This is a genomic window from Geodermatophilus marinus (assembly GCF_003428645.1).
Taxonomy (GTDB): Bacteria; Actinomycetota; Actinomycetes; order Mycobacteriales; family Geodermatophilaceae; genus Geodermatophilus.
Map to the genome: position 1 here is coordinate 130,837 of NZ_QVQH01000001.1, position 23,078 is coordinate 153,914.

The following is a 23,078-nucleotide window of genomic DNA, read 5'->3' on the forward strand; positions in this document are numbered from 1 at the left end:
GCCGGTCAGCGCGGCCCCCGGCCCCCGCCGCCGCGGAAGGGCGTGGTGTCCGTGGCGCCCCCTCCCGGCCGCTGCGGCGCCGGGGCGACCTGGGGGACCGGCGGGTCCAGCGGGATGCCCGGCGGCGGGAAGAAGGCCGGTGGCTGGGCGCTGAGGATCGGCGTCATCGCGTCCTTGAAGATCTGACCGCCCCGGCCGCCGCCGAACCCGCCGACGTCCACGTTCGCCGTCGGGTTGAACAGCATGACGCTGGCCGCGTACTGCGGGGTGTAGCCGACGAAGGCCACCGAGAAGCGGTCCTGCGCGGTGCCGGTCTTGGTGGCGATCTGGTGGCCGGGGATGGCGGCGCGCACCCCGGTGCCCCAGGGCAGGGCCGAGCCGCCGACCAGGATCTGGTTGAGGGTGGTGGCCACCGCCGGCGCCACCGCCTCCGGCGTGCAGGACGCGCCGGTGCCGAGCGGGGTGCCGTCCTCGCCGGTGAGCGGCTGCCCGTCGCGGTCGAGGACCTCCACGACCGGCACCGGGGCGCACCGGGTGCCGTTGGCGGCCAGGGTGGAGTAGGCGCTGGCCAGCGCCAGCGGGCTGGTGGCCTCCGGGCCCAGGGTGAACGAGCCGCGGTTCTCGGCGACGACCTGGTCGGCCACGGGGTCCAGGGAGAACAGGCCCATCCGCTGCGCCGCCCGCACCGGGCCCTCGACGCTGCCCAGCTGGTCCTCCAGCGCGACGAAGTAGGTGTTGGACGAGCGCTGCAGGGCCTCGGCCATGGAGAGCGTCGGCGGGATGCTGTCGCCGAAGTTCTCCACCGTGTAGGGGTCGAGCCCGTTGCGGTACACCCGCGAGGTGTAGGTGTTGCCGCTCGTGATGAGGTGCCACGGCGGGATGCCCCGCTCGAGGGCGGCCGTCGCCACGAAGACCTTGTAGGTGGAGCCGGCGCCCTTGCTGGCGGCCACGTTGAGGTTGACCGACGACTGCGCCGGGTCCTCCCGGTCGTAGCCGAACACCCGGTTGGCGCTCATGGCCAGCACGTTGCCGGTGCCCGGCTCGACCGCGGTGAACATCGCCGCCACCGGGTCGCCCATCGGCTGGTTGGCCAGGACGGCGGCGTCGGCGGAGCGCTGGACGTCGGGGCGCAGCGTGGTCCGGATGGTCAGCCCGCCCTCCTCCAGCGCGGTCTGCGAGATGCCCATCGTGTCGACCAGGTGGCGCTGCAGGAAGTCGCAGAAGAAGCCGCCGATCAGCGCGCCCGCGCACCCGTTCGGGGGCCGCGGCTCGGGGACGGTCTCGACGGGGGTGGCGGTGGCCTCGGCGAGCTGCTGGTCGGTGATGACGCCCAGCTGGTGCATCCGGGTGAGCACCTGGTCGCGGCGCTCCCGGGCCTGCTCCGGAGCCGCCAGCGGGTTGTCGCTGGCCGGTGTCTGCACCAGGCCGGCCAGCATCGCCGCCTGCGGCAGGGTGAGGTCGGCGGCGTCGACGGAGAAATAGGTCCGGGCCGCGGCCTGCACCCCGTAGGCGCCCTCGCCGAAGTACACGATGTTGAGGTACCGGGTGAGGATCTCCTGCTTGTCGTAGGTGTCCTCCAGCGCGAGCGCCAGCCGCGCCTCCTTGAGCTTGCGGGTGACGCTCTGCTCGGTGGCGGCCTGCCGCTCCTCGGGCGTGGTGGCGATCTGCAGGAGGGTCTGCTTCACCAGCTGCTGGGTGAGCGTCGAGCCACCCTCGCGCACGCCGCCGGAGGCGAGGTTGCGCACCAGCGCCCGCACGGTGCCCTCGACGTCCAGGCCGTTGTGCTCGTAGAAGCGCTCGTCCTCGATGGCGACGATCGCCTCCTCCATGACGTCGGCGATCCGCTCGGCGGCCACCGGCGTCCGGTTGTCCCGGTAGAAGTAGGTGATCACCGAGCCGTCGGCGGCCAGCACCACGGTGTTGCCCGGGGGTGTGGCGTCGGTCAGCTCGACCGGCAGCGGCGCGAGCAGCCCGGCGGAGCTGTCGGCGACCAGGGCCGGCACCACGACCCAGGGCACGAGCAGCCCGGCGACGAGCGCCCCGGCCGTGGACAGGGCCAGGAGCAGACCCCCCGCGGCGCGCAGCCGCGGGTCCGAGCGGCGTCCCCCGTGCGAACGTTGCATGTTCGACCTCGCCTGCGCCGCGCATCCCGGTCTGAGCGCCCCGGCGCGTCCCGATCATCCCGGAAGTGCCGGGATCGGGACAGTCGGATGCGTGCGCCGGGTGCTGCGGCGGCGGACGGGTCGTCCCGGCGGCGCGATGCCGCAGCCGCCGGGACGCCGGGACCGGGGGTCAGCGGGAGGCGGGCAGCTCCGAGGTCGGCACGGGCTCCGACCAGGCGTCGGGGTGCGGCCGGCCGGTGGCGGCCACCCACCCGGCCGCGCTGCCGGAACTGCGGGAGGGGCCGGGGCGGGCGCTCAGGGCGACGATGAGCGCGAGCAGCACGACGAGCCCGACGAGGACACCGCCGATCACCAGGAGCGTCGTGAGCATGCACTGACAGTAAGCACCGGACCAGTCCGTGTCACGGGTCGGGTGCGGGCAGATCCGGCCGAAGCTGGCGGCCCGCGTGCGCAGGTCGTGCCAGTTGACAGGGCCGCGCGGTGCGTCCCCGCGCCCGGGCCGTCCGGGTGTGCCCGCTCGCGGCCGGCCGGGCCGCGGATCAGCCGGTCAGCGCGGCCAGCGCCTCGTCGAGCGCCGCCCACGGCCCGGCGGCCGCCCCCGCGGCGCGCTCCCGTCGTTCGGCGTCGGGCCCGAGGGCGGCCCGGATGCCCTCGGCGAGCTGGTCGACGAGCGGTCGGAGGGGCGGCCAGACGGTCACGCGCAGCTGCGCCCGGGCGGCCTCGGCGGCACCGACCAGCCGGGCGGCGGCGGCCGGGTCGCCCGAGGCCAGCGCGAGGCCGGCCAGCCCGTCGAGGCAGTAGGCCACCCCCTCGAGGTCCCGGACCCGGCGGTGCAGGTCGGCGGCCTCGACCAGCCGGTCGCGGGCACCCGCGAGGTCCCCGGTCAGGAGGGCGTCCAGGGCGAGCTGGTCGTCGAGGGCGGCGACGAGGTGGTCGTCGCCGAGCGACATCGCCAGCGCCAAGGCCTCCCGGTGGGTGGCGGCGGCCTCGTCCGGCCGGCCGGCCAGCACGTCGACCGCACCGCGGAAGAGCAGGGCGAAGGCCACCGACCAGGTGTCCCCGCTCTCCCGCAGGGCGGCCACGGCGGCGTCCAGCGCCGGGGCCAGCCCGGGGTCGTCCGGCGGCAGGGTCAGCGCCAGCGCGTTGAGCCCGTGACCGAGCAGCCAGGGGTCGTGCCGCTCCCGGGCCGTGGTGACGAGGGCGTCGAGCAGCGGCCGGGCCTCGGCGGGGCGGCCCTGGGCCACCCGCATGGCGCCCCGCGCCCACTGCAGGTGCCCGGCGAGGTCCGGGGGCAGGCGGGCGGCCGACGGGAGCGCGGCGGTGCGCTCGGCCAGCTCGGCCATCGGGGCCAGCAGCCCGCGGGCCCACCACCAGCGGGCCAGCGGGGCGGTCAGCCGCACGGCGAGCTCGGCCCGGTCGTGCTCGATCGCCCACAGCAGCGCGGCCTGCAGGTCGGCGACCTCGTCCTGCAGCCGGGCCTGCCAGCGGCCGTGGTCGGGTCCGGAGAGCCCGGCGCCGGCCTCGGCGCTCACCCCGGCCAGGTGCTCGGCCAGCCGCCCGCGCGTCGCCTCGGTCTCACCCCGCTCGTCGAGGCGCTCGGCGGCGTAGGCGCGGACCAGTCCCAGCATGCGGAAGCGCGGCTCGCCGGCCCCGGTGTCCGTGGAGGTCACCAGGCTGTGCCCGACCAGCGCGGAGAGCGCCTCGAGGACGTCGAGGTCGTCGTCCACCGCGCCGATCGCCTCGGCGGTGTCGAGGGTGCACCCGCCGACGCACACCGAGAGCCGGGCGAACAGGGCCCGTTCGGGCTCGCTGAGCAGGTCGTGGCTCCACGCGATGGTGTCGCGCAGGGTGCGCTGCCGGCCCGGCGCGTCGACGTCCTCGCCGCGCAGGTCCAGCGCCCGGCCGAGCCGGCGCAGCAGGACGGCGGGCGGCAGGGTGCGCACCCGCGCCGCGGCGAGCTCCACGGCCAGCGGCAGCCCGTCGAGGCGGCGCACCACCTCGGCGACGGCGGGGCCGGTGGTCTCGGTGACGGCGAACGCGGGGTCGGCCCGGCCGGCGCGGGCCACGAACAGCTCCACGGCCGGGGTCGCGGCGAGCACGTCCGGCCGGGTCTCCCCCTCCTCCGGCACGGCGAGCGGGCCCAGCGGCACGTCGTGCTCCCCGCGCAGGCCGAGCACCGCCCGGCTCGTCACCAGCAGCCGGGTGCCGGGGCAGCGGGCGAGCAGGGCGGCCGCGGCCGGCGCGGCGCCCAGCACCTGCTCGGCGTTGTCCACGACGAGCAGCGCCCGCAGCCCGGCCAGCCGCTCGGCGACCAGGTCCAGCAGCGGGCGGCGGCCCTCGGGCACCACGCCCAGGGCGGCGGCGACCGTGCCCGGGACCTCGGCGGGGTCCCGGACGGGGGAGAGGTCGACCCACCACACGGCCTCCTGCTCGCCCGTCAGCCGCTCCGCCACCGCCAGCGCCAGCCGGGTCTTCCCGGTGCCGCCCGGGCCGGTGATGGTGACCAGGCGGACGGCGGGGTCGCGCAGCCGGCCGGTCACCAGGTCCAGCTCCGCGCGCCGGTCGACCAGCGGGGTGGCCGGCGTGGGCAGCCAGCCGGCGGCCAGGCCCGGGGCGGCCGGCGCGGGGGCCGAGAACCGCTCGGTGAGCAGGACGGCGAGGTCGTCGGCCACCAGGTCGGCCAGCTCGGCCGGGTCGTCGTAGGGCGTGGTGGAGGCGCCGCTCTCGGCCTGCATCCGGGTGATCAGGTCGGTCAGCCGGGGCTCGCGCCCGGGTGCGGTGCGGCGCACGTACAGCAGCCGCGGCAGGCCGGCGGACAGTTCGTACTCGTCCTCGAGGCCGGAGGTCTGCATGCCCGGGGCGATCCACCCGTAGCGCTCGCCGTAGATCCCGACGAACACGTCGCTCTGGGCGAGGTAGGCGCGGTACAGGTCGCGCGGCGGGTGCGGCCGGGCACCGAGCTCGAACAGCACCGGCGTCAGCCGCATGCGGGTCACCGCGTCGCGGACGGCCCGCCGCTCGTCGGCCAGCTCCTCGATCGTGGAGGAGACGAAGACCCGCAGCCGCTGGTCCGGCGTGGCGATCGGGCGCGGGACGCCGTCGGTCCGCGGATCGGCCACGGCCACCTCCCGACCCGACGCCGGCGCCGCGCGCGGTCCGGCACGACGAGGCACGGCGCGGCGTGGCCGGGAGTCTAGGGAGCGCCCGCAGGTGCGCAAACCCCGTGACAGGGCCGTGCCGTGGTGCTTGCATCGGTCCACCGTCCGAGAACGTGCACGGGGACCGATGCACGGGAGGTCCGATGGACTCCCCCACCACCCGCACCAGCGCACCCACCCGGCGGCTGCTGCCCGGGATGCGGGTCCTGCTCGTCGCCTTCAGCCTGCTCACCGCGCTGGCGGTGGGCTCGCTGTTCGTCCTCGCCGACCAGACCGACGAGACCTTCGCCTGGACGATCCAGCCGCCGCTCACCGCGGCCTTCCTGGGGTCCGGCTACGGCGCCGGCTTCGTCCTGGTGGTGCTGTCGCTGCGCGACGGGGTGTGGGCGCGCACGCGGGTCCCGCTGCTGACGATCCTGGCCTTCGTCGTCCTCACGCTGGTGGCGACCCTGCTGCACATCGACCGCTTCCACATGGCCGAGGAGTTCGCCGACCGCGGTGCGCTGGCCCAGGGCGCCGCCTGGTTCTGGTTGGCGATCTACGTCGTCGTCCCGGTGGCGATGCTGGCCCTGCTGCTGCCGCAGGAGCGGGCGCCGGGTGTCGACCCGGCCGCCCGCGCGCCGGTGCCGCGGTGGCTGCGCGCGGCGCTGGCCGTCGAGTCGGCGGTGCTGGTGGTGGTGGGCGCGGCGCTGTTCGTGGCGCCGGCGACCACGGGCGCGTGGTGGCCCTGGGAGCTGTCGCCGCTCACCGCGCGGGTTGTCGCGGCCTGGCTGGTCGCCTTCGGCCTGGCGACGGCGCTGGCGGCGGTCGGCGGCGACCTGGAGCGGTTGCGGACGGCGGCGATCGCCTACACGGTCTTCGGGGTGCTGGTCGCGATCTCCCTGGTCCGCTTCGCCGGCACCGTGCAGTGGGAGGAGCCCTCGGCCTGGGTCATGGTGGTCATGGTCGTCGCCGTCGTCCTCACCGGGGCCGCCGGCTGGCGGCTGGCCCCCGTGCCGGCGCGGGAGCGGTCGTGAGCGCCCACGCCGCGCTGGTGGTGGTGACCGGTGACGACGCGCTCCGGGCGACCACCACGCGGGAGCTGACGCGCCGCTACGGCACCGACTACGCCATCGTCTCCTGCGCGTCGGCCGAGGGGGTGCCCGCCGCCCTCGAGGACTCCGGCCGCCCGCCGGTGGCCGTGCTGTACGGCGGCCTGGCCGACGACGACCCCGAGGAGGGGCTGGGGGTGCTGCGCCGGCTGCACGCCGCCCACCCGGAGGCCGTGGCCGTCGCCCTGGTGCGGTGGGGGGCCTGGGAGACCACGCGGCCGATCTTCGAGGCGCTCACCCTGGGGGAGCTGGACCGCTGGCTGATCGCGCCGGAGGAGCCCCTGGACGAGGCCTTCCACCGGCAGGTCGCCGAGCACCTCGAGGAGTGGGCGTCACGGCGCGGTGGGGGCTTCGAGGCCTTCCGGATGATCGGGCACCGGTGGTCGCCGCGCACGCAGTACCTGCGCGACCAGTTCAGCCGCAACGGCGTCCCCCTGGGTTTCTACGAGCCGGACTCCGAGGAGGGCCGGTCCCTGCTGCAGGGGCTGGAGCTCGACGCGCCCCGGTTCCCGGTCGTCGTCCTCCGCTTCAAGCCCGACCGGCCCGTGCTGCAGGACCCCACCGACGTCGAGCTGGCCGAGGCGCTGGGGTTGTTCACGCCCCTGGACCCGGCCGCGGTGTACGACGTCGTCGTCGTGGGGGCCGGCCCGGCGGGGCTCGGGGCCAGCGTGTACGCGGCGTCCGAGGGCCTCTCGACGCTGGTGCTGGAGGCCGAGGCCGTGGGCGGGCAGGCAGGCACCAGCTCGAAGATCCGCAACTACCCCGGCTTCCCGACCGGCATCAGCGGCAGCCGGCTGACGTTCAGCTCCTACCAGCAGGCCTGGGCCTTCGGCAGCACCTTCCACTTCATGCGGTGGGCCCAGGGGCTGCGCCAGGAGGGCGGCCTGCACGTGCTGGACCTGTCCGACGGGACGTCGGTGCGCTCCCGGACGGTCATCCTCTCCCTCGGGGCCAGCTGGCGGCGGCTCGGCGTCCCCGAGCTGGAGGCGCTGGTCGGGCGGGGCGTGTTCTACGGCGCGGCGGTCAGCGAGGCCCCGGCGATGCGCGGCCGGCACGTCTTCGTCGTCGGCGGCGGCAACTCCGCGGGGCAGGCGGCGGTGCACCTGTCCCGGTACGCCGAGCAGGTGACCGTGCTGGTGCGGCGGCCCTCCCTCACCGACACGATGAGCGACTACCTGATCCGGGAGCTGGAGGCGCTGCCCAACGTGACGATCCGGCCGCGCGCGCAGGTCGTGGGCGGCGCGGGCACCGAGTTCCTCGAGCACGTCGTCGTCCGGGACCTCGACACGGGCGAGGAGACCCGGGAGCCCGGCGTCCTCTTCCTGCTCATCGGCAGCCAGCCGCGCACCGACTGGCTGGCCGGCACCCTGGCCCGCGACCGGTGGGGCTTCCTGCTCACCGGGCAGGCGCTGCTGGAGCCGGACGTCGCGCCGGCGTGGCCGCTGGAGCGGCCACCGGCCCTGCTGGAGACCAGCGTGCCGGGGGTGTTCGCGGCCGGGGACGTGCGCGCGGGGTCGGTCAAGCGGGTCGCCTCCTCGGTAGGGGAGGGGGCGCTGGCCGTCACCCTGGTGCACGCCCACCTGGCGGCGGCGCGGGCCGCGGCGGCGGAGGCCGCGCGGCAGCCCGCCGGGGGCTGACCCCATCGGGTGAGGACGCCGCTGGTTCGATCGCGCGCCATCGGGTAGGACGGTCTGCCCGACCGAACCGCCGAGGAGAACCGCCCCTGCCGTCGCAGTGCGCGGCCGCAGGAGGACACGAACGCGTGAGTGACGCGGAGGACCGCCCGGTCCGCGTGGTGACGATCCCCCACGCCGACCCCTACGTGGACGCGGTGCTGCCCGAGGGCGTCGTGCGGGTCGGACCCGCGCACGCGCCGAGCCCGTGGCTGGACCCCGGCTACCTCACCCGGAACGCCCCGTCGGTCGACGTGCTGCACGTGCACGGCGGGTACGGCCACCTGCCCGAGGACGAGGTGGTCAGCTGGACCGAGACGCTGCGGCGGACCGGCGTGCCGCTGGTGACGACGGTGCACCAGCTGCGCGACCCGCGGCAGGACGCGCCGCGGCGGCAGGACGCCCACCTCATGGCGCTGCTCGACACCGCCGAGGTGGTGCTCACGCTGACCCCCGGGGCCGCCGAGGAGATCGCCGACCGGTTCGGGCGGACGGCGATCGTCGTGGCGCACCCCTCGGTGGCGGTGCCCGAGCCGGGCCTCGGGGCCGAGCGCGGCCTCGTCGGCATGGCCCTCGGCGGCCCGCGACCGGCCGTGCCGGACCCCTCGGGTCTGGTCCGCGCGGCGCTCTCCGGGGCGGTCAACGGGGGCGGGCGGCTGCGGGTGTTCCTCGACGAGGACGGCTTCGCGGCGCCGCCGGTGCCGGCCGCCGCCGGGACGCTGGAGTACGTGCCCCGCGAGCCCGGCCGGTGGGCGGCGCAGCTCCAGGAGCTGCACGTCGCGGTGCTGCCCGAACGGTGCGGCACCCACTCGCGGGACCTGGAGGTCTGCCGGGACGTCGGCACCCGGGTCGTCGCCCCCGGCTGCGGCTGGTTCGCCGACCAGTGGGGCGACGTGGTGGTCTACGGCAACGACGAGGACGGCGGGTTCGACCCGGTGTCGCTGGACGGCGCCGTCGCCGCCGCCCTCACCCGGCCGGCGCCGCGGCCGGCCGACCGCGCCTGGCGGGCCGAGCAGCTGGCCGCGGTGCGGGCGGTGCACGGGCAGGTGTACGCCCAGCTCGCCGCCGACCGGGTGGGGGCCTGAGCTCCGGCTCCGCGTCAGGGTTCCGGCCCCGCGTCAGGGTTCCGGCCCCCGTGCAGGGTCCCGCCCCCGAGCGGAGCGAGGGGTGGGGGCCTGAGCCCCGGCCCCGCGTCAGGGTCCCGGCCCCGCGTCAGGGTCCCGGCCCCGCGTCAGGGTCCCGCCCCGAGCGGAGCGAGGGGTGGGGGCCTGAGCCCCGGCTCCGCGTCAGGGTTCCGGCCCCGCGTCAGGGTTCCGGCCCCCGTGCAGGGTCCCGCCCCGAGCGGGGCGAGGGGTGGGGGGCACGGGGGTCCTCCTAGAAGGCGACCAGGTAGAGCACGAGCCAGACGAGGGCGACGAAGGCGGCCACGCCGAGGACGACCAGCAGCACGACCCTGCGCCCCTGCTTCCCCCGCCGCGTCGGGGTGAAGTCGGGGTCCTTCGGATCGGGGCGGCGTTCGGGGTGGCTCATGGCGTCCTCCTGCTGCGCGGTGGCCCGAGAGGCCCGCGGGTCCGGGCGGGCGCCCTGGCCCCGGGGCCGCGACGTCTGCGGCGTGGGCTGCCCGGCGCCTACCCGGTCACCGCGTGGGGCATGCGGCCGGCCGGGTGGCGGGCCGACGTGCGGAGGAGGTGTGGGCAGGGGCGGGGTCGAACCGCCGACCTCTCGCTTTTCAGGCGAGCGCTCGTACCGACTGAGCTACCTGCCCCTCCCGGTGCTCGGCACCGGGGAGCGACCCTGACGGGACTCGAACCCGCGACCTCCGCCGTGACAGGGCGGCGCGCTAACCAACTGCGCTACAGGGCCTTGCGTGTACTGCTGGGCGTGTCCTGCTGGTGGTGCGTGCCCCCAACGGGGTTCGAACCCGTGCTACCGCCTTGAAAGGGCGGCGTCCTGGACCGCTAGACGATGGGGGCTCGTGTTCGCCGGGGGCAGCGAGAACGATACATGGTCCGCGGAGGGGGGCGGACGGGGGGTCGGCGCCGTCCCGCCCCGGGCCCTGGGCGCTCACCCGGCGAGCGGTGACGGGGAGGAGCAGGACGGTGGCCGAGGTGTCCGACACGCCGTCCCCGGTGTCGCCCGGCGGGTCCCCGCGGCTGTCACGCTCCGAGCCGTGGACCGTCGTCTCGCGCTCGCCTGCCCCTCGCTCCTGCTCGCAGCGGCCCTCGTCACCGGGTGTGCGGGGGGCGGCACCGACACCGCCTCCGGCGGCTCCCCGTCGTCGTCCTCCGCGCCCGCCGGGGGCCCCGCGACCGGGGGCGCCTCCACGCCCGCGGGGGGTGGCGCGCCGACCGACGTCCCGGCGTTCCCGGCCGACACGTCGCCCGACACCGCCGAGGCGTCCGGCGACGCGCTGGTGACCGTCACCGGGATCCGGGCCGGTCGGCAGGAGGGCTACGACCGCGTGGTGTTCGAGGTCGAGGGCACCGGGACCCCCGGGTGGGACGTCCGCTACGTCGACGAGGCCGCCTCCCAGGGCAGCGGCGAGCCGGTGGAGGTCGCCGGGGACGCCGTGCTCCAGGTGACGCTCACCGGCGTCGGCTACCCCTACGACACCGGGGTCGAGGAGTGGGCCGGGCCGGACCCGCTGCCGGGCTCGGGCACGACCGTGGTGACCGAGGTCGCCTGGGACGCGACCTTCGAGGGGACGTCGGTGGCCTTCGTCGGCGCGAGCGCGCAGGTGCCCTTCCGGGTCTACGCCCTGGAGGGGCCGACGCGCGTCGTCGTGGAGCTGGCAGACCCCAGCTGACCGGCCCGCGGGTCAGCTGAGCGAGGCGGTCAGCTCCACCGAGTCCTCGCCCACGGAGGTGCACTCCAGCGACAGGGGCCCGGCGGAGACGGTCTCCCCCTGCGCGCACGAGACGGAGGCGTTGCCGACGGTGAGGCCGGCGCGGTCGCCCTGGACGCCTTCGAAGCCCAGCGTGGTGCCCAGGATCTCGACGTCCGAGCCATCGCCGGTCAGGGTCACGGTGCAGGAGCTGGCGCTGCACGAGAAGTTGCTCGAGCTGAAGGTGCAGGCGCCCAGCGAGGCCAGGGCCAGGCCGCCGAGCAGGGAGCCGGCGGCGAGACGGGTGGCGCGGGCGGGGGTCGGCGGCATGGTCACGAGCCTAGGGGCGCCTGGTCGGCCGCCCGGTCAGCCGCCCGGCGAGCCGTCGACCGGCAGCACGGCGTCCCCTGCGGGGGCGCCGGCGTCGCCGGGTGGGCCCCGTCGACCGGTGTGCCGTCGACCAGCGTGCCGTCGCTGGGGGTGCCGTCCTCCCCGGGTGCGGCGCCGCCGGCGGCGTCCGGCGGCGGGACCACCGTCCGCTCGATGGTGACCTCCGTCTCGCCGAGGCCGCCGAGGGTGATGTCGTCGTAGGCGGTGAGCGCGCCGGTGCCCGGGTCGAGGTAGAGGACCGTGCAGGTCAGCGGCTCGGGGTACTCGCCCTGCAGCGCCCGCAGACCGGCGCCGCCGGTCGAGCCCTGGACCATGAGCAGCGTGCCCTCGTCGAGCCCGGTGACCGTGCGCTCGTGGGTGTGCCCGGCCAGCACGAGGGGGACGACGCCGTCGAGCGGCGCCGCCTGCGCCGGGTCGTGCACCATCGCGATCGCCGGCGGCCGGTCGAGGCCCTCCGCGAGCTCGGCGAGGTCCTCGCCGGTCTGCTCCAGGGAGTCCCCGTCGACGTCGCTGGCGGGGTCGGGCGTGAAGCGGGGGTCCGGTGTGCCGACGACCTCGAGGCCGGCCACGGTCACCGCGGAGCTGTCGAGCACGGTGGCGTTGCCCTGGGCGGCGACCAGCGCGGCGGTCACCGCGGAGTCGTGGTTGCCCCGGATGTAGACGTAGGGGACGCCGAGCAGGCCGACCCGGGCGACGAGCTGGTTCTCCGGCGGGCTGCCCCAGTCGGTGATGTCCCCGGTGTCGAGGACGGCGTCGACGCGGAACTGCTCGGCCACCTGCGCCATGAGGTCGAACCCGGCGGGGTTGAGGTGCAGGTCGGAGACGTGCAGCAGGGCGACCGCGTCGTCGGGTGCGCCCGGCGCGGGCAGCGCCGACAGGGTCGAGTACAGCGTGCTGACGTTGGTGACGATGTCCTCGAGCGAGGCCCGGTAGGCGTCGAACCGGGCCACGATGTCCTGTGCGGTGCCGATGAGGCTGGTGGCGTTGACCAGCAGCCCGGTGTAGGTCGGCTGGGACAGCGCCTCCGGCCGCCAGGTGGCCCCGGCCAGGCCGGCGGTGCCGCCGACGAGCAGGGTCGACAGGCCCAGGGCGATGACCGTCTCGCGGCGGCGGCGCAGGACGACCAGCGAGGTCGCGGTGGCGCCGGTGAGCGCCGCGAGGGCGGTGAGGACGGCGACCCGTTCCACCGCGTCCCGCAGGTCGGCGCTGACCTGGTCGACGACGTCGTCGAGCTCGCTGGGGTCGGTGGCCAGCGCGGTGGCGCGCAGCTCGTCGACCCGGTTGAGCTGGATCTCCAGCCGCAGCGGCCCGTCGTAGGCGTCCACCTCGAGCGCGCCCAGCGGCGGGATGTCGAGGTCGGCGCCGCCGCCGAGGGGCCGGAAGGCGAGCGTGGCGTCGAAGGGGCCGATGGGCGCGTCCACCCGGCCGAGCAGGGCGATGCCGATCAGGGCGCCCCCGGCCGCGACGCCGACCCGACCGGCCCAGACGCCCAGGCGCCGCAGCCCGCGACCGGCGCGCCGCCCGCGCTCCGGCTCCGGCTGCTCGTCCACCGGCACAGGCTACGCAGCGCCGGCGCCCGCCCCGGGTGCCGCCGCGGGGAGTGTCGCTCCACCCCCTCGCGGCGGCACCCGATCGGGCGACGGGCGCCCGGTCAGGCGGCGAGCTTCGCGGTGACCTCGGCCAGTCGCCGGCCCTGGTGCCGGGCGGCCGCCAGCTCGGCCTCGGTCGCGGTGGCCGACTTGCCGCCGGAGGCGTTCGACGTGCCGTAGGGGTTCCCGCCGGCCTCGAACAGCAGCGGGTCGGTGTAACCCGGCGGCACGATGACGGCGCCGAAGTGGGAGAAGACGTTGAACAGGGTCAGGATCGTCGACTCGTTGCCGCCGTGGACGTTCTGGGCGCTGGTGAAGGCGGTGGCGCCCTTGTTCGCGAGCTTGCCCTCGAACCACAGCCCGCCCAGCGTGTCGATGAACTGCTTCATCTGGGCGGCCGGGGTGCCGAAGCGGGTCGGCGTCCCCAGGGCGTACCCGTCGGCCCACTCCAGGTCGGCCGGGGCGGCCTCCTCGACCTCGCCCGCGGTCGCGTCGACGTGCGCCCGCCACAGCGGGTTCGAGTCGATGGCCTCCTCGGGCGCGAGCTCGGGGACCCGGCGCAGCCGGACCTCGGCGCCCGCCTCGCGGGCCCCGTCGGCGACCGCGGCGGCGAGCTGGTGCACGTTCCCGGTGGACGAGTAGTAGATGACGGCGATCTTCGGCACGGTGCTCCCCTGGACATCTGGTTGTGCGTTCAACAACTGCACCGGAGCGATGCCCGCGGGCGGAGGAGCCCAAACACGGGCCGGGTGGGACGGGGGACGAGGGTCAGGCGGCGTCGATCGCCGGAGCCCGGAACAGCCACCGCAGCGCGACGAACCGCATGAGCCCGATGGCCGCGGTGACGCAGACGACCAGGGCGACCTGCGTGACGACGGATGCCTTACCCGCGTGGGAGTCCAGCCAGCCGAGCGCGGCGCTCGTGGCCATCAGGCCGACCACGGTGACCCCGCCGGCCTCCCACTGCGCGGTGAACCAGTGCACCCGCTCGTCGGCCCGGAAGGTCAGCCGGCGGTGCAGCTCGTTGGCCAGGATCGTCGAGACCACCGTGGCGGACACGTGCGCCGGCAGGTAGCCCAGCCAGCCGAGCGCGACGAACAGCGCCGCGTACACCACGGTGGTGGACCCGCCGACCAGCACGAAGCGGAGGAACTGCCCGAGCGTGCCGCCCCCGCGCACCTGCTCGACGACCCACTCGGCCGGCCCGGTCGCCCGGTCCGCGCCGAGCTCGCCCACCACCTCGCGGCGGCAGAGCAGCGACGGGCAGGTCACCGGGGTCTCCTGGTCTCTCGGGATCACGACGGCCATGCCGTCCGTTGTGCAGGTTCCTCCTGGGCATCGGCTGGATGCCAGCAGTTATTCCCCCGTGGACGACGATTTCTCCGTGTCGTGACCCACACGGCGAACTCCCCGCGGACCGCCAGCCGGCTCACAGGCGTGGCGGTGACGCTGGGGTCATGCAGCGTGACCGCTCCCCCGCCCGGTTCCCCGGCCTCGTCGTGGCCGCTGCGGCGGGGCTGGTGGCCCTGCTGACGCTGACCCCCGCCGGCGGGGCGGGCTGGGCCTGGGGCGCGCCGCTCGTCGAGCTCCGGTGGTACCTCGACGGGCTGGGCTCCGACGCGGTGCGCCTCCAGCTGGTGGGCAACCTGCTGCTGCTCGCCCCGCTCGCCGCGGCCGCCGTCCTGCGCTGGCCGGCGCTGCGCTCTCCCGCCCCGCTCACCGCCGCCGCCGTCGCCACGGGCGCCGCCGTGGAGCTGCTGCAGCTCCTGCTGCCCCTGGGCCGGGTGGTCTCCCCGCTGGACGCCGCCCTGAACGCCGGCGGGGCGGTGGCCGTCGGGCTCGTCGTGGCCGCGCTCGCCGCGTGCGCCGAGCGGTACCGGCGCCCCGGCATCGAGGCGGGTGTCCGCGGGTAGGGGCCGCCCATGAGCCTCATGGGGATCCTCGACCGGGTCGCGGACGTGCCGACCTTCGACAAGGCCATCGAGCCGGCGCGCAAGGCCGTGCAGGCCGCGCTCCCGCAGGGTTTCAAGGACCTGCTGCACGGGACGTGGCTGGGCCACCCGGTGCACCCGGTCGTGGTCCAGGTCCCCGTGGGCAGCTGGCTGTCGGCCGGCCTGCTCGACGCCATCCCGCCGATGCGCCCGGCGGCCACCCTGCTCATCGGGACGGGGGTGGCCGCGTCGGTCCCGGCGGCCCTCACCGGCGCGGCCGACTGGTCGGAGCAGGGTGCCGGGGTGCGCCGGCTCGGGGCGCTGCACGCGCTGACCAACACCGTCGCGCTCGGCCTGTACGTGGGCTCGCTGGCCGCGCGGCGCCAGGGCCGGGGCGGGCTCGGGCGCGCCCTGTCCTACGCCGGTCTCGGGGTGGCCACGGCCTCCGCGGCGATCGGCGGGCACATGTCCTACGCGCAGTCCTCCGGGGCCTCGCACGCGGCCACGGCCGCTCGTGCCCTGTCGACCGACTGGCTCGACCTCGGCCCGCTCGACGACCTGCCCGAGGGGCGGCCCGCCCTGCGCACCGGGCGCGGCGGGGGCGTCGCCGTCCCGCTGGTCGCCGTCCGGCGCGGTGGGCGGGTGGACGCCTTCGTGGGCGCCTGCTCGCACCTGTCCGGGCCGCTGTACGAGGGCACGGTCGAGGACGTGCGCGGGCACACCTGCCTGGTCTGCCCCTGGCACGGGTCGGCCTTCGACCTCGAGGACGGCTCCCCGCGCCGCGGGCCGGCGGCCAACCCGCAGGAGAAGCTGGAGACCCGCATGGAGGCCGGGCGGGTGATGGCCCGGCTGCCCGGGCGCGAGCGCTGACCACCGGGGCCGCGCGGGACCTACGCTCCGCCCGTGCGGTGGGCGGCCCTGGTCCTGGCGGCGGCGCTGTGCGCGGCCTGCGCCCCGGGGGCGGCGTCGTCGGCCCCCGGCGCCTCGTCCGCCGGTACGTCGTCCGCCGCGCCGTCCTCGGCCGCGCCCGCGCTGCCCGCCGTCCCCGGCATCGCCGCTGAGGTGGTGCGGCTGCGCACGGACGAGGCGGTCGGCGGGCAGGTGCAGGTCAAGGTCACCGACACCGGGGACGCGCCGTTCACGGTGACCGCCGTGGCCATCGACTCGCCCGGCTTCACGCCGCTGCCGCCGCGGGAGGTCACCGCCGCCTTCGACCCCGGGCAGCGGATCAGCCTGCCCACGCCGTACGGCGCACCGGTCTGCGCGGCAGCCCCGCAGCCGCTGGCCGCCCGGCTGACCGTGGTGCGGCCGGACGGCGCCGTCGAGGAGGTCCGGGTCCCGCTGGCCGGCGACGACCTCGACGAGGTGCACGCCGAGGAGTGCGCCGTCGCCGCGGTGCTGGCGGTGGCGGCGGTGTCCCTGGAGGACCTCCGCGCCGACGGGGAGGCGGTGACCGGGCGGGTCGTCCTGACCCGCGCCGGGGACGACGACCGGGCCGTGACCGCCGACCGGTTGACCCGCAGCGTGCTGCTCGACGTGGCCGCCGACGGCCTGCCGCTGCAGCTGGCCGAGGGGGAGGAGCGGGCGGTGACCGGGGTGTCGTTCACCCTGGCCACGTGCGAGCCGCACGTGCTCGCCGAGACCAAGCAGCCGTTCCTGTTCCCGCTGCGGGTGACGGTGGAGGGGGAGGACGCCGTCCCGGTGCCGCTGCCCGTGGACCGATCGCAGCAGGACGCGTTCTGGGCGCTGGTGCAGCGGGTCTGCTGAAGAGGACCCGGTCCGGCCGTCCCGGGGGGAATCAGGACGGCCGGACCGGAGCGCGGGGCCGGTCGCGGGAGCCGCGAACCGGACGAGGTCACGCTACGGAGTCCCGCTCGGGTTCCGGGATCCCCTGTCCGGGTGAGCGGGGGTGAACCCCGTCACCGGGCGTCGCCGGGTAGGCGACCGCCGGGCGGGGCACCACCCCGGGGTGTTCTTCCTGTTCTCCAGCCGCCTGGGCTGCCTCGGGTCCCTGCTGGTCTCGGCGCTGCTGACCCTGCTCCTGCTGTTCCTCCTCGACGTGCTCTGACCGGCGTGGTCACCGGCGCCGGGCCGGTCGGCGTCGTCACCGGCCGGGCTGGTCCAGCTCGCGGGCGGCGGCCGCCAGCACGGCCTCGCGGACGCGGTCGAGCGTTGCCGAGCGCAGCCGCCACTGCTGCCAGTGCAGGACGACGTGCACCGCGGCGGCCGGGTCGAGGACGTCCAGCTCCCCCGTCACCTCCCGGGCCTGCAGGTCGGGCACCATGCCCCAGCCCAGCCCGAGCGTGACCGCGGCGACGAGGTCGGCCGCGGCGGGCACGTGGTGCACCGGCGGGGCGGCCCCGGGCCCGGCCTGCGCGTGCAGCCACCGGTGCTGCAGGTCGTCGGCGCGGTCGAACACGACGACGGGTGCGCGGGCGAGCGCCTCGGGGGTGGGGCCGACGGGGAACCAGCGCCGGGCGAAGGCCGGTGCGGCCATCGGCCGGTAGCGCATCCCGCCCAGCCGGGTGGAGGTGCACCCGGGCACCGGATCGGCCTCCGCGGTCACCGCCGCCATCACCGTGCCCGCGCGGAGCAGGGCGCCGGTGCGCTCCTGGTCCTCCCGGTGCAGGTCGAAGCAGACCTCGCCGGCCAGCGGCGCGAGCGCCGGCAGCACCCAGGTGGCCATCGAGTCGGCGTTGAGGGCGATCGGCAGCGCGGGCGGGCCCTCGGACGGCGGGGCGGCCCCGAGCTCGCGGACGACGTCGGCGGTGAGCAGGTCGACCTGCCGGGCCAGGCGCAGCACCGCCTGACCGGACGCGGTGACCTGCACCGGTCTGGTCCGCACCAGCAGGATCCGGCCGGTCGCGACCTCCAGTGCCCGCAGCCGCTGGCTGATCGCCGACGGGGTGACGTGCAGCGCCCGCGCCGCGGCCTCGAGCGTGCCCGCGCGGACGGTGGCGTCGAGCGCGCGCAGCTGGCCCGGGTCCAGTTCCATGAAGAGATGCTAAGGATGCTGCAGGATCATGAGCTGGACCGCGGGTCGGTGGTGTTCCTAGCGTCGAGCCCGTGCCGACCACCCCCGCGCTGCTCGCCCTCGCCTCGGGCCTCGCTCTGGGCCTGGGGCTGATCGTGGCCATCGGTGCCCAGAACGCCTTCGTGCTGCGGCAGGGGCTGCGTCTGGAGCACGTGGCCGCGGTGGTGGCCGTGTGCGCCCTCTCCGACCTCGCGCTGATCATGGCCGGGGTGCTCGGCGCCGGGGCGGCGCTGTCGCGGCTGCCGTGGCTGATCCCGGTGGTCTGCTCCGCCGGGGCGGCGTTCCTGCTCGGCTACGGCCTGCTGGCGGCCCGGCGGGCGCTGCGGCCCGGCGCGCTGCTGCCCGACTCCGCCGGGGCCCGCGCCGGCCTCGTGGCCACCGTCGGCACCTGCCTGGCGCTGACCTGGCTCAACCCGCACGTGTACCTCGACACCGTGGTGCTGCTGGGCTCGATGGCCTCCACCTACGGCGAGCACCGCTGGCAGTTCGCCGCCGGGGCCGGCCTGGGCAGCGTGCTGTGGTTCACCGGCCTCGGCTTCGGCGCCCGCCTGCTCCGGCCGGTGTTCGCCCGCCCGTCGGCGTGGCGGGTCCTCGACGGCGGCATCGCCGTCGTGATGGCGGCCCTCGCCGTCTCCCTGGCCGTCCGGGGGCTCGGCGGCGCATGACCCCCCGGGATGCCGCCGTGCGGCACCCCGGCGGAACGGTGGGTCCGGGCTCGCCCCCGTGGCGGTCGAGCGGTCCGGATGGCCCGTGCACCACGCCGACCGATCGCTCGCCATGAGCCGGTCCCTTCCCGGATCGGACGCGGAGGACTACCGGTGGGAGGACGTCCGGTCGGGTACGGGGAGATCGCTCCACGCATGGCGGCCGCCGGGAACGGTTCCGGCGGGGAGGGTGGGGACGCCGAACCTCGGTGAGGTCATGGGTCAGGTGGTCCGCTCGCTGCAGGCGCAGCACGGTGACGTTGCCGCGACGCTCGAGGCGATCACGGCTGCGGCGGTGCGCTCGGTGCCCGGGACCGACGAGTGCGGCACCAGGCTGGTGCTCGAGCGGCGCAAGGTCGAGTCCCGCGCGCCGACCGGCGACCTGCCGCGTGAGATCGACCGGCTGCAGGAACGCCTCGGGGAGGGCCCGTGCCTGGACGCGGTCCACGAGCAGAGGACCGTCCGCATCGATGACATCGAGGGTGAGGAACGCTGGCCGCGGTTCCCGGCCGAGGCCGCCGGCACGGGCATGCGCAGCATGCTGTCGTTCCAGCTGTTCGTCACCGGGAGCACGCTGGGTGCGCTGAACCTCTACGCCCGCGAGCCGCACGCCTTCGGCGAGGAGGCGGAGTCGATCGGCTCGGTGTTCGCCCGTCACGGCGCGATCGCCCTGGCCGGCGCCCAGGCCGAGGCGCACCTGCGGGCCGCGGTCGCCAGCCGAGACCTGATCGGTTAGAACCAAGGGCATCCTCATGGAGCGGTACGAGGTCACCGCCGACGACGCCGTCCGGCTGCTGGTCGCCGCGTCCTCGCAGACCGACCGCGAGCTGGTCGACATCGCCGACGAGCTGTGCGCGACCGGCGCCATGCCCGACCGGGGCCGGCACGGCCGCGGAGGCCCCTGAACCGCGGGGCATCGGGCACGGTGGGCCCGGGGCCCCGGTGCGGGGCCAGGCTCGGCAGGCCCAGCTCCCACAGGTCCTCGTTGAGCGTCTGCGCCAGGACGTCGTGCTCGGCGTCCGGCCAGTCGGCGGTGCCGTCGAGGTAGCCGGCCAGAGCGCTCTCGGGGTCATGCCCGCCGAGACCGGCACCGCACCACCACAGGTCACCCACCGTCAGGCCACCCGGTCGCCCGGCGATGAGGGTGAGCGGGCAGACGGGCGCGGTGCGGGCAGTCACCGGGTTCCTCCGCGCCGGGCGGGCCCGGGCGCTGGACGGCGGATCGGGCGGTTGGGGTCCTGGACCGCAGACGGCTGCTCGACGCGGTACCCCCGGTGTGGGTCGGGGCACGCCACCGCCCGGCGACTGCCGCGCTCAGGAGGTGGGGGACCATCCCGTGGATGACCGCTCCGCTGGCTGCCGACGACGACCACCACCGGCTCGAGGTGATCGCCGCGCAGATGGAGGCCGTCATCACCAGCGCGCCGTTCGGCATCGGGCTGTTCGACCGGGAGGTCCGGCACGTCCGGGTCAACCCGGTGCTCGAGGAGATGAACGGTCTCCCCGCCGCGCAGCTGCTGGGTCGGACGCCCGCGCAGCTGCACCCCGGCGTCGGGGACGCGGCCGAGGAGATGTACCGGCAGGTGATGAGCTCGGGCCAGCCGCGCCGCGACGTGCTGATGACCGGCGCGGTGGGCAGCCGGCCCGACGACGTGCGGCACTGGAACGCGAGCTTCTTCCCCGTTCGGCACGCCGAGACGGTCATCGGGCTGTGCGTCATCGTCGCCGACGTGACCACCGAACACCGGCTGGCCGCGGCCCTGGCCGAGTCCGAGGAGCAGCACCGCCGCCTGGCGCAGGATCTGCAGAGCAGCCTGCTGCCCCCGCGCCTTCCCGCACCCGCCGGCGTGGACCTGGCCGCGCTGTACCGGCCGGCGCAGGCCATGTCCGCCGTCGGCGGGGACTTCTACGACCTCGTGGAACTCGACGGCTCCTCGTGGCTGCTCGTCATCGGCGACGTCGAGGGCAGCGGTCCGGTCGCCGCCTCCCTCACCGCCGCCGTCCGCTACGCGATCCGAGCGGCCGCCATCCGCACCACCGATCCGGCGGAGGTGCTGCACACCGCCAATGCGGTGCTGCTGCGCCAGGGCGCGCCGAACGGGACCTGCACCGCCGTCTGCGTGCTGGCCGAACGGGCCGGGGACCAGATCCGTCTGCGGTACGCCTCGGCCGGTCATCCGCTGCCCCTGGTCCGGCGCGCCGGTACCGGCGCGGTGGACGAGCTGGGCACGCCCGGGCCGCTGATGGGCGCTCTCGATGACCTCCACCCGCCGGTGCACACCTCGACGCTGAGGGCCGGCGACGTGCTGCTGCTGTACACCGACGGGGCGACCGAAGCCCGCTGCCACACCGGGACAGGGACGATCGAGATGTTCGGGGAGGACCGGCTGCGTGCGCTGCTGGCGACCGCCGGGGCCGCCTCCGCCGCCGACATCGCCGAGCGGATCCAGGCCGGCGTGCTGGACTTCCAGGCCGGGCAGCCGGCCGACGACGTCGCCGTCCTCGTCCTGCGCGCCACCGGCAGCAGCTGAGCACCCACGCCGCTGCGCCGCAGCGCCCGCTGATGGCCGCGCCGGCGGCGCGCTAGCCTCGGAGCGCGCGGCAGACGCCCCCCTTGCCTTAACACGTCGTGCGATGCGTCGTGTGGAGGGTTCTCTGCACCCCCCGGGCCTCTAGCTCAACTGGCAGAGCAGCGGACTTTTAATCCGCGGGTTGTGGGTTCGATCCCCACGGGGCCCACTCTTCTGAACTGGCGTTCTGCCCTTTCCTGAGACTTCGGTCGGGCCGGCCGCACGGGCCACGACGTCGGCTCCCGCTTCGTACTCGATGAGCGCGAGCAAGTCGATGCGTCGAGGACGACCACTCGCCAGCCGGCTCCGGTCCGTGGCGTAACTCGACGATGGCCTCGTCGTCGATGCCTGCGTGGTCTTGAGCTCACGCCGACAACCCCGCCCACCCCGTCCCGCGCTCGTCGTGAGCTCGGCTCAGCCGTTGTCGTGCTCGTCCGGTCCCTGATGGGGCGGCCGATGAGTCCGGACAGCACCAGGGGTCAGACCCGCATGCCCAAGGTCACCGCGCACCTGTCCATCTCCCTCGACGGTTACGTCGCCGGCCCCCACCAGACCCGGGAGGAGCCGCTGGGCGTTCTTGGCGAGGACCTGCACCTCTGGCACCTCGGCCAGACCGACAACGATGTCGACCGCGCGATGACCGCGCGGATCCTCGCGCCGCGCGGCGCCTACGTGATGGGGCGCAACATGTACGCCCCCGATCGCGGCGATTGGGCCGATGCCGCCGGGGGCGAGATGTGGCGAGGCTGGTGGGGCGAGAACCCGCCGTACCACGCGCCCGTCTTCGTGCTCACCCACTACCCGCACGACCCGGTGGAGATGGAGGGCGGCACGACCTTCCACTTCGTCACCGGCTTCGACAAGGCGATGGAGCGCGCACTCGAGGCGGCGGGAGACGACACGGTCACCATCGCCGGGGGAGCGAGCGCGGTCCGGCAGGGCTTCGAGGCGGGCGTGATCGACGAGATCATGCTCAACCACGCGCCGATCGTGCTCGGTAGCGGCGAGTCGCCCTTCGCCGGTCTTGCCAACCTCCGGCTGAAGCCGATCGAGGTGCACGCGTCGCCGAACGCGACGCACGTCGTCTACTCGACGCGGGACTGACGAGACACGCCCTGCAAGCCGACCGCCGGGGCCTGTCCCTCAGCGGGTCGCTCAGGGGCACCGGCGCAGCGATCTGCTCCCAGCCCAGGTCGGTTCGGTCAGTCGGGCGAGGTGGTCCAGGGCGCCGGCAGCGCCCGCACCCGTGACGACGTCCGACACTTCCAGCTCTCCTGCTCGGCCTCCCATGACGTGCAGCACGACGTCGACGTGCCTCCTGCCAGCCGCGGCGAGCCGGGGGGGGAGCAGGGCCCGAGGCCCATCCCGGAGGAACGCGACAGACAGCGCCCGTCCCGCGGCCGGCGCGGCCGGCAGCGTCTCGGCGCCGGGGTGGGCCCTCTCCCTGCGAATGGGCCGCGCCCACTCGCCGCCCACGAGAGGGCCACTCTCGGCCATGGGTCGTCATCGACGTGCACCGCTGGATCCGCTGGTCGAGCTCGGAACGACACGTGAACAGCCTGTTCTGGACAGCGACAGGTGCGTGCTTCCACCCGCGGGTTGCGGGTTCGATCCCCGGGCGTCTGCGCGCAGCGTCCGGCGTGGGGGCGGATCGCGGGCTACGAGGCGAACTGCGCACCTGCGTGGCGCCCGGACCCGGCGCCCGAGCCGTTGATCTCCGACCACACCGCGTCGAGGGAGAGGCCGAGGACGTCGGCGATCGCGGCGACGGTGGGGAAGGCGGGGGTGGCCACGCGACCGGTCTCGATCTTCCGCAGCGTCTCCGGCGAGACGCCGGCGGTCAGCGCGGTGTCGAGCAGCGACCGCGCCCCCCGGGCGCGCCGCAGGAGGGCGCCGAGGCGCTGCCCGCGTTCGACCTCTGCGGGGGTGAGCGGCAGTCTGACCACGGTCGCCGATTCTAATACCGGGATAACATGGTCGGGATAGTTATC

23 protein-coding genes and 4 tRNA genes are annotated in these 23,078 nt (G+C 76.0%); 14 read left to right on the forward strand and 13 right to left on the reverse strand.

Going from position 1 to position 23,078, the window contains the following annotated elements; translation table 11 throughout:
• Window positions 1–5: 5 nt before the first annotated feature.
• The 3 genes from D0Z06_RS00645 to D0Z06_RS00655 all read right to left on the reverse strand — a co-directional run bounded on the left by D0Z06_RS00645 (window position 6) and on the right by D0Z06_RS00655 (window position 5,242).
• The gene (locus D0Z06_RS00645; RefSeq protein ID WP_117375458.1) at window positions 6–2,123 is read right to left on the reverse strand and encodes a transglycosylase domain-containing protein; all 2,118 of its coding nucleotides are present in this window, start codon (window positions 2,121–2,123) and stop codon (window positions 6–8) included.
• A gap of 169 nt (window positions 2,124–2,292) precedes the next feature.
• Window positions 2,293–2,493 carry a hypothetical protein gene (locus D0Z06_RS00650; protein ID WP_117375459.1) on the reverse strand — a complete coding sequence of 67 codons (201 nt, stop codon included), beginning with the start codon at window positions 2,491–2,493 and terminating at the stop codon, window positions 2,293–2,295.
• A gap of 169 nt (window positions 2,494–2,662) precedes the next feature.
• Window positions 2,663–5,242, reverse strand: coding sequence for an ATP-binding protein (locus D0Z06_RS00655; RefSeq protein ID WP_158579843.1), 2,580 nt, complete (start codon window positions 5,240–5,242; stop codon window positions 2,663–2,665).
• 182 nt (window positions 5,243–5,424) lie between these two features.
• Here D0Z06_RS00655 and D0Z06_RS00660 point away from each other — a divergent pair, with 182 nt between their 5' ends.
• From D0Z06_RS00660 to D0Z06_RS00670, 3 genes are all read left to right on the forward strand, one after another.
• The gene (locus tag D0Z06_RS00660) at window positions 5,425–6,297 is read left to right on the forward strand and encodes a hypothetical protein (RefSeq protein ID WP_147331961.1); all 873 of its coding nucleotides are present in this window, start codon (window positions 5,425–5,427) and stop codon (window positions 6,295–6,297) included.
• Entirely contained in the window at window positions 6,294–8,009 is a 1,716-nt protein-coding gene (locus D0Z06_RS00665) for an NAD(P)/FAD-dependent oxidoreductase (protein WP_117375462.1), read from the forward strand. Before D0Z06_RS00660 ends, D0Z06_RS00665 begins: the two co-directional genes overlap by 4 nt.
• A 125-nt stretch (window positions 8,010–8,134) precedes the next feature.
• Window positions 8,135–9,130, forward strand: coding sequence for a hypothetical protein (locus tag D0Z06_RS00670; RefSeq protein ID WP_233517365.1), 996 nt, complete (start codon window positions 8,135–8,137; stop codon window positions 9,128–9,130).
• Window positions 9,131–9,419: 289 nt separating this feature from the next.
• Here D0Z06_RS00670 and D0Z06_RS25180 read toward each other — a convergent pair whose 3' ends face one another.
• The 4 genes from D0Z06_RS25180 to D0Z06_RS00685 form a co-directional block, all read right to left on the reverse strand.
• Window positions 9,420–9,575, reverse strand: a complete 156-nt coding sequence (locus tag D0Z06_RS25180) for a hypothetical protein (protein ID WP_158579844.1) — start codon at window positions 9,573–9,575, stop codon at window positions 9,420–9,422.
• A gap of 161 nt (window positions 9,576–9,736) precedes the next feature.
• Window positions 9,737–9,810: transfer RNA gene (locus D0Z06_RS00675), tRNA-Phe, on the reverse strand.
• 24 nt (window positions 9,811–9,834) lie between these two features.
• Window positions 9,835–9,908 (reverse strand) — tRNA-Asp (locus D0Z06_RS00680).
• Between the two features lie 37 nt (window positions 9,909–9,945).
• A tRNA-Glu gene (locus D0Z06_RS00685) sits at window positions 9,946–10,018 on the reverse strand.
• A 197-nt stretch (window positions 10,019–10,215) separates the two neighbouring features.
• Here D0Z06_RS00685 and D0Z06_RS00690 point away from each other — a divergent pair.
• Window positions 10,216–10,851, forward strand: coding sequence for an AMIN-like domain-containing (lipo)protein (locus D0Z06_RS00690; protein WP_117375463.1), 636 nt, complete (start codon window positions 10,216–10,218; stop codon window positions 10,849–10,851).
• Window positions 10,852–10,863: 12 nt separating this feature from the next.
• Here D0Z06_RS00690 and D0Z06_RS00695 read toward each other — a convergent pair whose 3' ends face one another.
• From D0Z06_RS00695 to D0Z06_RS00710, 4 genes are all read right to left on the reverse strand, one after another.
• Window positions 10,864–11,199, reverse strand: coding sequence for a hypothetical protein (locus tag D0Z06_RS00695; protein ID WP_147331962.1), 336 nt, complete (start codon window positions 11,197–11,199; stop codon window positions 10,864–10,866).
• Window positions 11,200–11,201: 2 nt separating this feature from the next.
• Window positions 11,202–12,809, reverse strand: a complete 1,608-nt coding sequence (locus D0Z06_RS00700; protein WP_199522048.1) for a metallophosphoesterase — start codon at window positions 12,807–12,809, stop codon at window positions 11,202–11,204.
• 101 nt (window positions 12,810–12,910) lie between these two features.
• Window positions 12,911–13,513: an NAD(P)H:quinone oxidoreductase gene (gene wrbA, locus D0Z06_RS00705; protein ID WP_117375465.1), complete on the reverse strand. Its 603-nt coding sequence runs from the start codon at window positions 13,511–13,513 to the stop codon at window positions 12,911–12,913.
• Window positions 13,514–13,616: 103 nt separating this feature from the next.
• The gene (locus D0Z06_RS00710) at window positions 13,617–14,156 is read right to left on the reverse strand and encodes a GtrA family protein (RefSeq protein ID WP_117375466.1); all 540 of its coding nucleotides are present in this window, start codon (window positions 14,154–14,156) and stop codon (window positions 13,617–13,619) included.
• A 149-nt stretch (window positions 14,157–14,305) separates the two neighbouring features.
• On the opposite strand from D0Z06_RS00710, the gene D0Z06_RS00715 reads away from it, so the two are divergent.
• The 4 genes from D0Z06_RS00715 to D0Z06_RS25185 all read left to right on the forward strand — a co-directional run bounded on the left by D0Z06_RS00715 (window position 14,306) and on the right by D0Z06_RS25185 (window position 16,847).
• Window positions 14,306–14,761 (forward strand): VanZ family protein, encoded by a 456-nt coding sequence (locus D0Z06_RS00715; RefSeq protein ID WP_117375467.1) that lies wholly within the window; start codon window positions 14,306–14,308, stop codon window positions 14,759–14,761.
• Window positions 14,762–14,770: 9 nt separating this feature from the next.
• On the forward strand, window positions 14,771–15,649 hold the full coding sequence (locus D0Z06_RS00720; RefSeq protein ID WP_117375468.1) for a Rieske (2Fe-2S) protein: 879 nt from the start codon (window positions 14,771–14,773) through the stop codon (window positions 15,647–15,649).
• A 33-nt stretch (window positions 15,650–15,682) separates the two neighbouring features.
• Window positions 15,683–16,546 carry a hypothetical protein gene (locus D0Z06_RS00725; protein WP_117375469.1) on the forward strand — a complete coding sequence of 288 codons (864 nt, stop codon included), beginning with the start codon at window positions 15,683–15,685 and terminating at the stop codon, window positions 16,544–16,546.
• A 142-nt stretch (window positions 16,547–16,688) separates the two neighbouring features.
• Window positions 16,689–16,847 (forward strand): hypothetical protein, encoded by a 159-nt coding sequence (locus tag D0Z06_RS25185; protein WP_158579845.1) that lies wholly within the window; start codon window positions 16,689–16,691, stop codon window positions 16,845–16,847.
• Between the two features lie 36 nt (window positions 16,848–16,883).
• Here D0Z06_RS25185 and D0Z06_RS00730 read toward each other — a convergent pair whose 3' ends face one another.
• Window positions 16,884–17,774, reverse strand: coding sequence for a LysR family transcriptional regulator ArgP (locus D0Z06_RS00730; RefSeq protein WP_117375470.1), 891 nt, complete (start codon window positions 17,772–17,774; stop codon window positions 16,884–16,886).
• A gap of 71 nt (window positions 17,775–17,845) precedes the next feature.
• Here D0Z06_RS00730 and D0Z06_RS00735 point away from each other — a divergent pair, with 71 nt between their 5' ends.
• The 6 genes from D0Z06_RS00735 to D0Z06_RS00755 all read left to right on the forward strand — a co-directional run bounded on the left by D0Z06_RS00735 (window position 17,846) and on the right by D0Z06_RS00755 (window position 22,191).
• Entirely contained in the window at window positions 17,846–18,478 is a 633-nt protein-coding gene (locus tag D0Z06_RS00735; protein WP_117375471.1) for a LysE/ArgO family amino acid transporter, read from the forward strand.
• A gap of 256 nt (window positions 18,479–18,734) precedes the next feature.
• Window positions 18,735–19,253: a GAF domain-containing protein gene (locus tag D0Z06_RS26035; protein ID WP_233517366.1), complete on the forward strand. Its 519-nt coding sequence runs from the start codon at window positions 18,735–18,737 to the stop codon at window positions 19,251–19,253.
• A 16-nt stretch (window positions 19,254–19,269) separates the two neighbouring features.
• Complete coding sequence (locus tag D0Z06_RS26040; protein ID WP_233517367.1) at window positions 19,270–19,422, forward strand: ANTAR domain-containing protein; 153 nt, start codon at window positions 19,270–19,272, stop codon at window positions 19,420–19,422.
• Between the two features lie 435 nt (window positions 19,423–19,857).
• The gene (locus D0Z06_RS00745; protein WP_117375472.1) at window positions 19,858–21,048 is read left to right on the forward strand and encodes a PP2C family protein-serine/threonine phosphatase; all 1,191 of its coding nucleotides are present in this window, start codon (window positions 19,858–19,860) and stop codon (window positions 21,046–21,048) included.
• A gap of 135 nt (window positions 21,049–21,183) precedes the next feature.
• Window positions 21,184–21,256: transfer RNA gene (locus D0Z06_RS00750), tRNA-Lys, on the forward strand.
• Between the two features lie 320 nt (window positions 21,257–21,576).
• Window positions 21,577–22,191 carry a dihydrofolate reductase family protein gene (locus D0Z06_RS00755; protein WP_117375757.1) on the forward strand — a complete coding sequence of 205 codons (615 nt, stop codon included), beginning with the start codon at window positions 21,577–21,579 and terminating at the stop codon, window positions 22,189–22,191.
• A gap of 554 nt (window positions 22,192–22,745) precedes the next feature.
• Here the strand turns inward: D0Z06_RS00755 and D0Z06_RS00765 are convergent.
• Window positions 22,746–23,033: a helix-turn-helix domain-containing protein gene (locus D0Z06_RS00765; protein WP_117375474.1), complete on the reverse strand. Its 288-nt coding sequence runs from the start codon at window positions 23,031–23,033 to the stop codon at window positions 22,746–22,748.
• Window positions 23,034–23,078: the final 45 nt, after the last annotated feature.

What these genes read in the sequence shown, in the direction of transcription:
- D0Z06_RS00645 (WP_117375458.1), bottom strand. Translation starts at nt 2,123, where the DNA reads ATGCAACGTTCGCACGGGGGACGCCGCTCGGACCCGCGGCTGCGCGCC.
- D0Z06_RS00650 (WP_117375459.1), bottom strand. Translation starts at nt 2,493, where the DNA reads ATGCTCACGACGCTCCTGGTGATCGGCGGTGTCCTCGTCGGGCTCGTC.
- D0Z06_RS00660 (WP_147331961.1), top strand. Translation starts at nt 5,425, where the DNA reads ATGGACTCCCCCACCACCCGCACCAGCGCACCCACCCGGCGGCTGCTG.
- D0Z06_RS25180 (WP_158579844.1), bottom strand. Translation starts at nt 9,575, where the DNA reads ATGAGCCACCCCGAACGCCGCCCCGATCCGAAGGACCCCGACTTCACC.
- D0Z06_RS00695 (WP_147331962.1), bottom strand. Translation starts at nt 11,199, where the DNA reads ATGCCGCCGACCCCCGCCCGCGCCACCCGTCTCGCCGCCGGCTCCCTG.
- D0Z06_RS00710 (WP_117375466.1), bottom strand. Translation starts at nt 14,156, where the DNA reads ATGGCCGTCGTGATCCCGAGAGACCAGGAGACCCCGGTGACCTGCCCG.
- D0Z06_RS00715 (WP_117375467.1), top strand. Translation starts at nt 14,306, where the DNA reads ATGCAGCGTGACCGCTCCCCCGCCCGGTTCCCCGGCCTCGTCGTGGCC.
- D0Z06_RS00720 (WP_117375468.1), top strand. Translation starts at nt 14,771, where the DNA reads ATGAGCCTCATGGGGATCCTCGACCGGGTCGCGGACGTGCCGACCTTC.
- D0Z06_RS00730 (WP_117375470.1), bottom strand. Translation starts at nt 17,774, where the DNA reads ATGGAACTGGACCCGGGCCAGCTGCGCGCGCTCGACGCCACCGTCCGC.
- D0Z06_RS26035 (WP_233517366.1), top strand. Translation starts at nt 18,735, where the DNA reads ATGGGTCAGGTGGTCCGCTCGCTGCAGGCGCAGCACGGTGACGTTGCC.
- D0Z06_RS26040 (WP_233517367.1), top strand. Translation starts at nt 19,270, where the DNA reads ATGGAGCGGTACGAGGTCACCGCCGACGACGCCGTCCGGCTGCTGGTC.
- D0Z06_RS00745 (WP_117375472.1), top strand. Translation starts at nt 19,858, where the DNA reads ATGACCGCTCCGCTGGCTGCCGACGACGACCACCACCGGCTCGAGGTG.
- D0Z06_RS00755 (WP_117375757.1), top strand. Translation starts at nt 21,577, where the DNA reads ATGCCCAAGGTCACCGCGCACCTGTCCATCTCCCTCGACGGTTACGTC.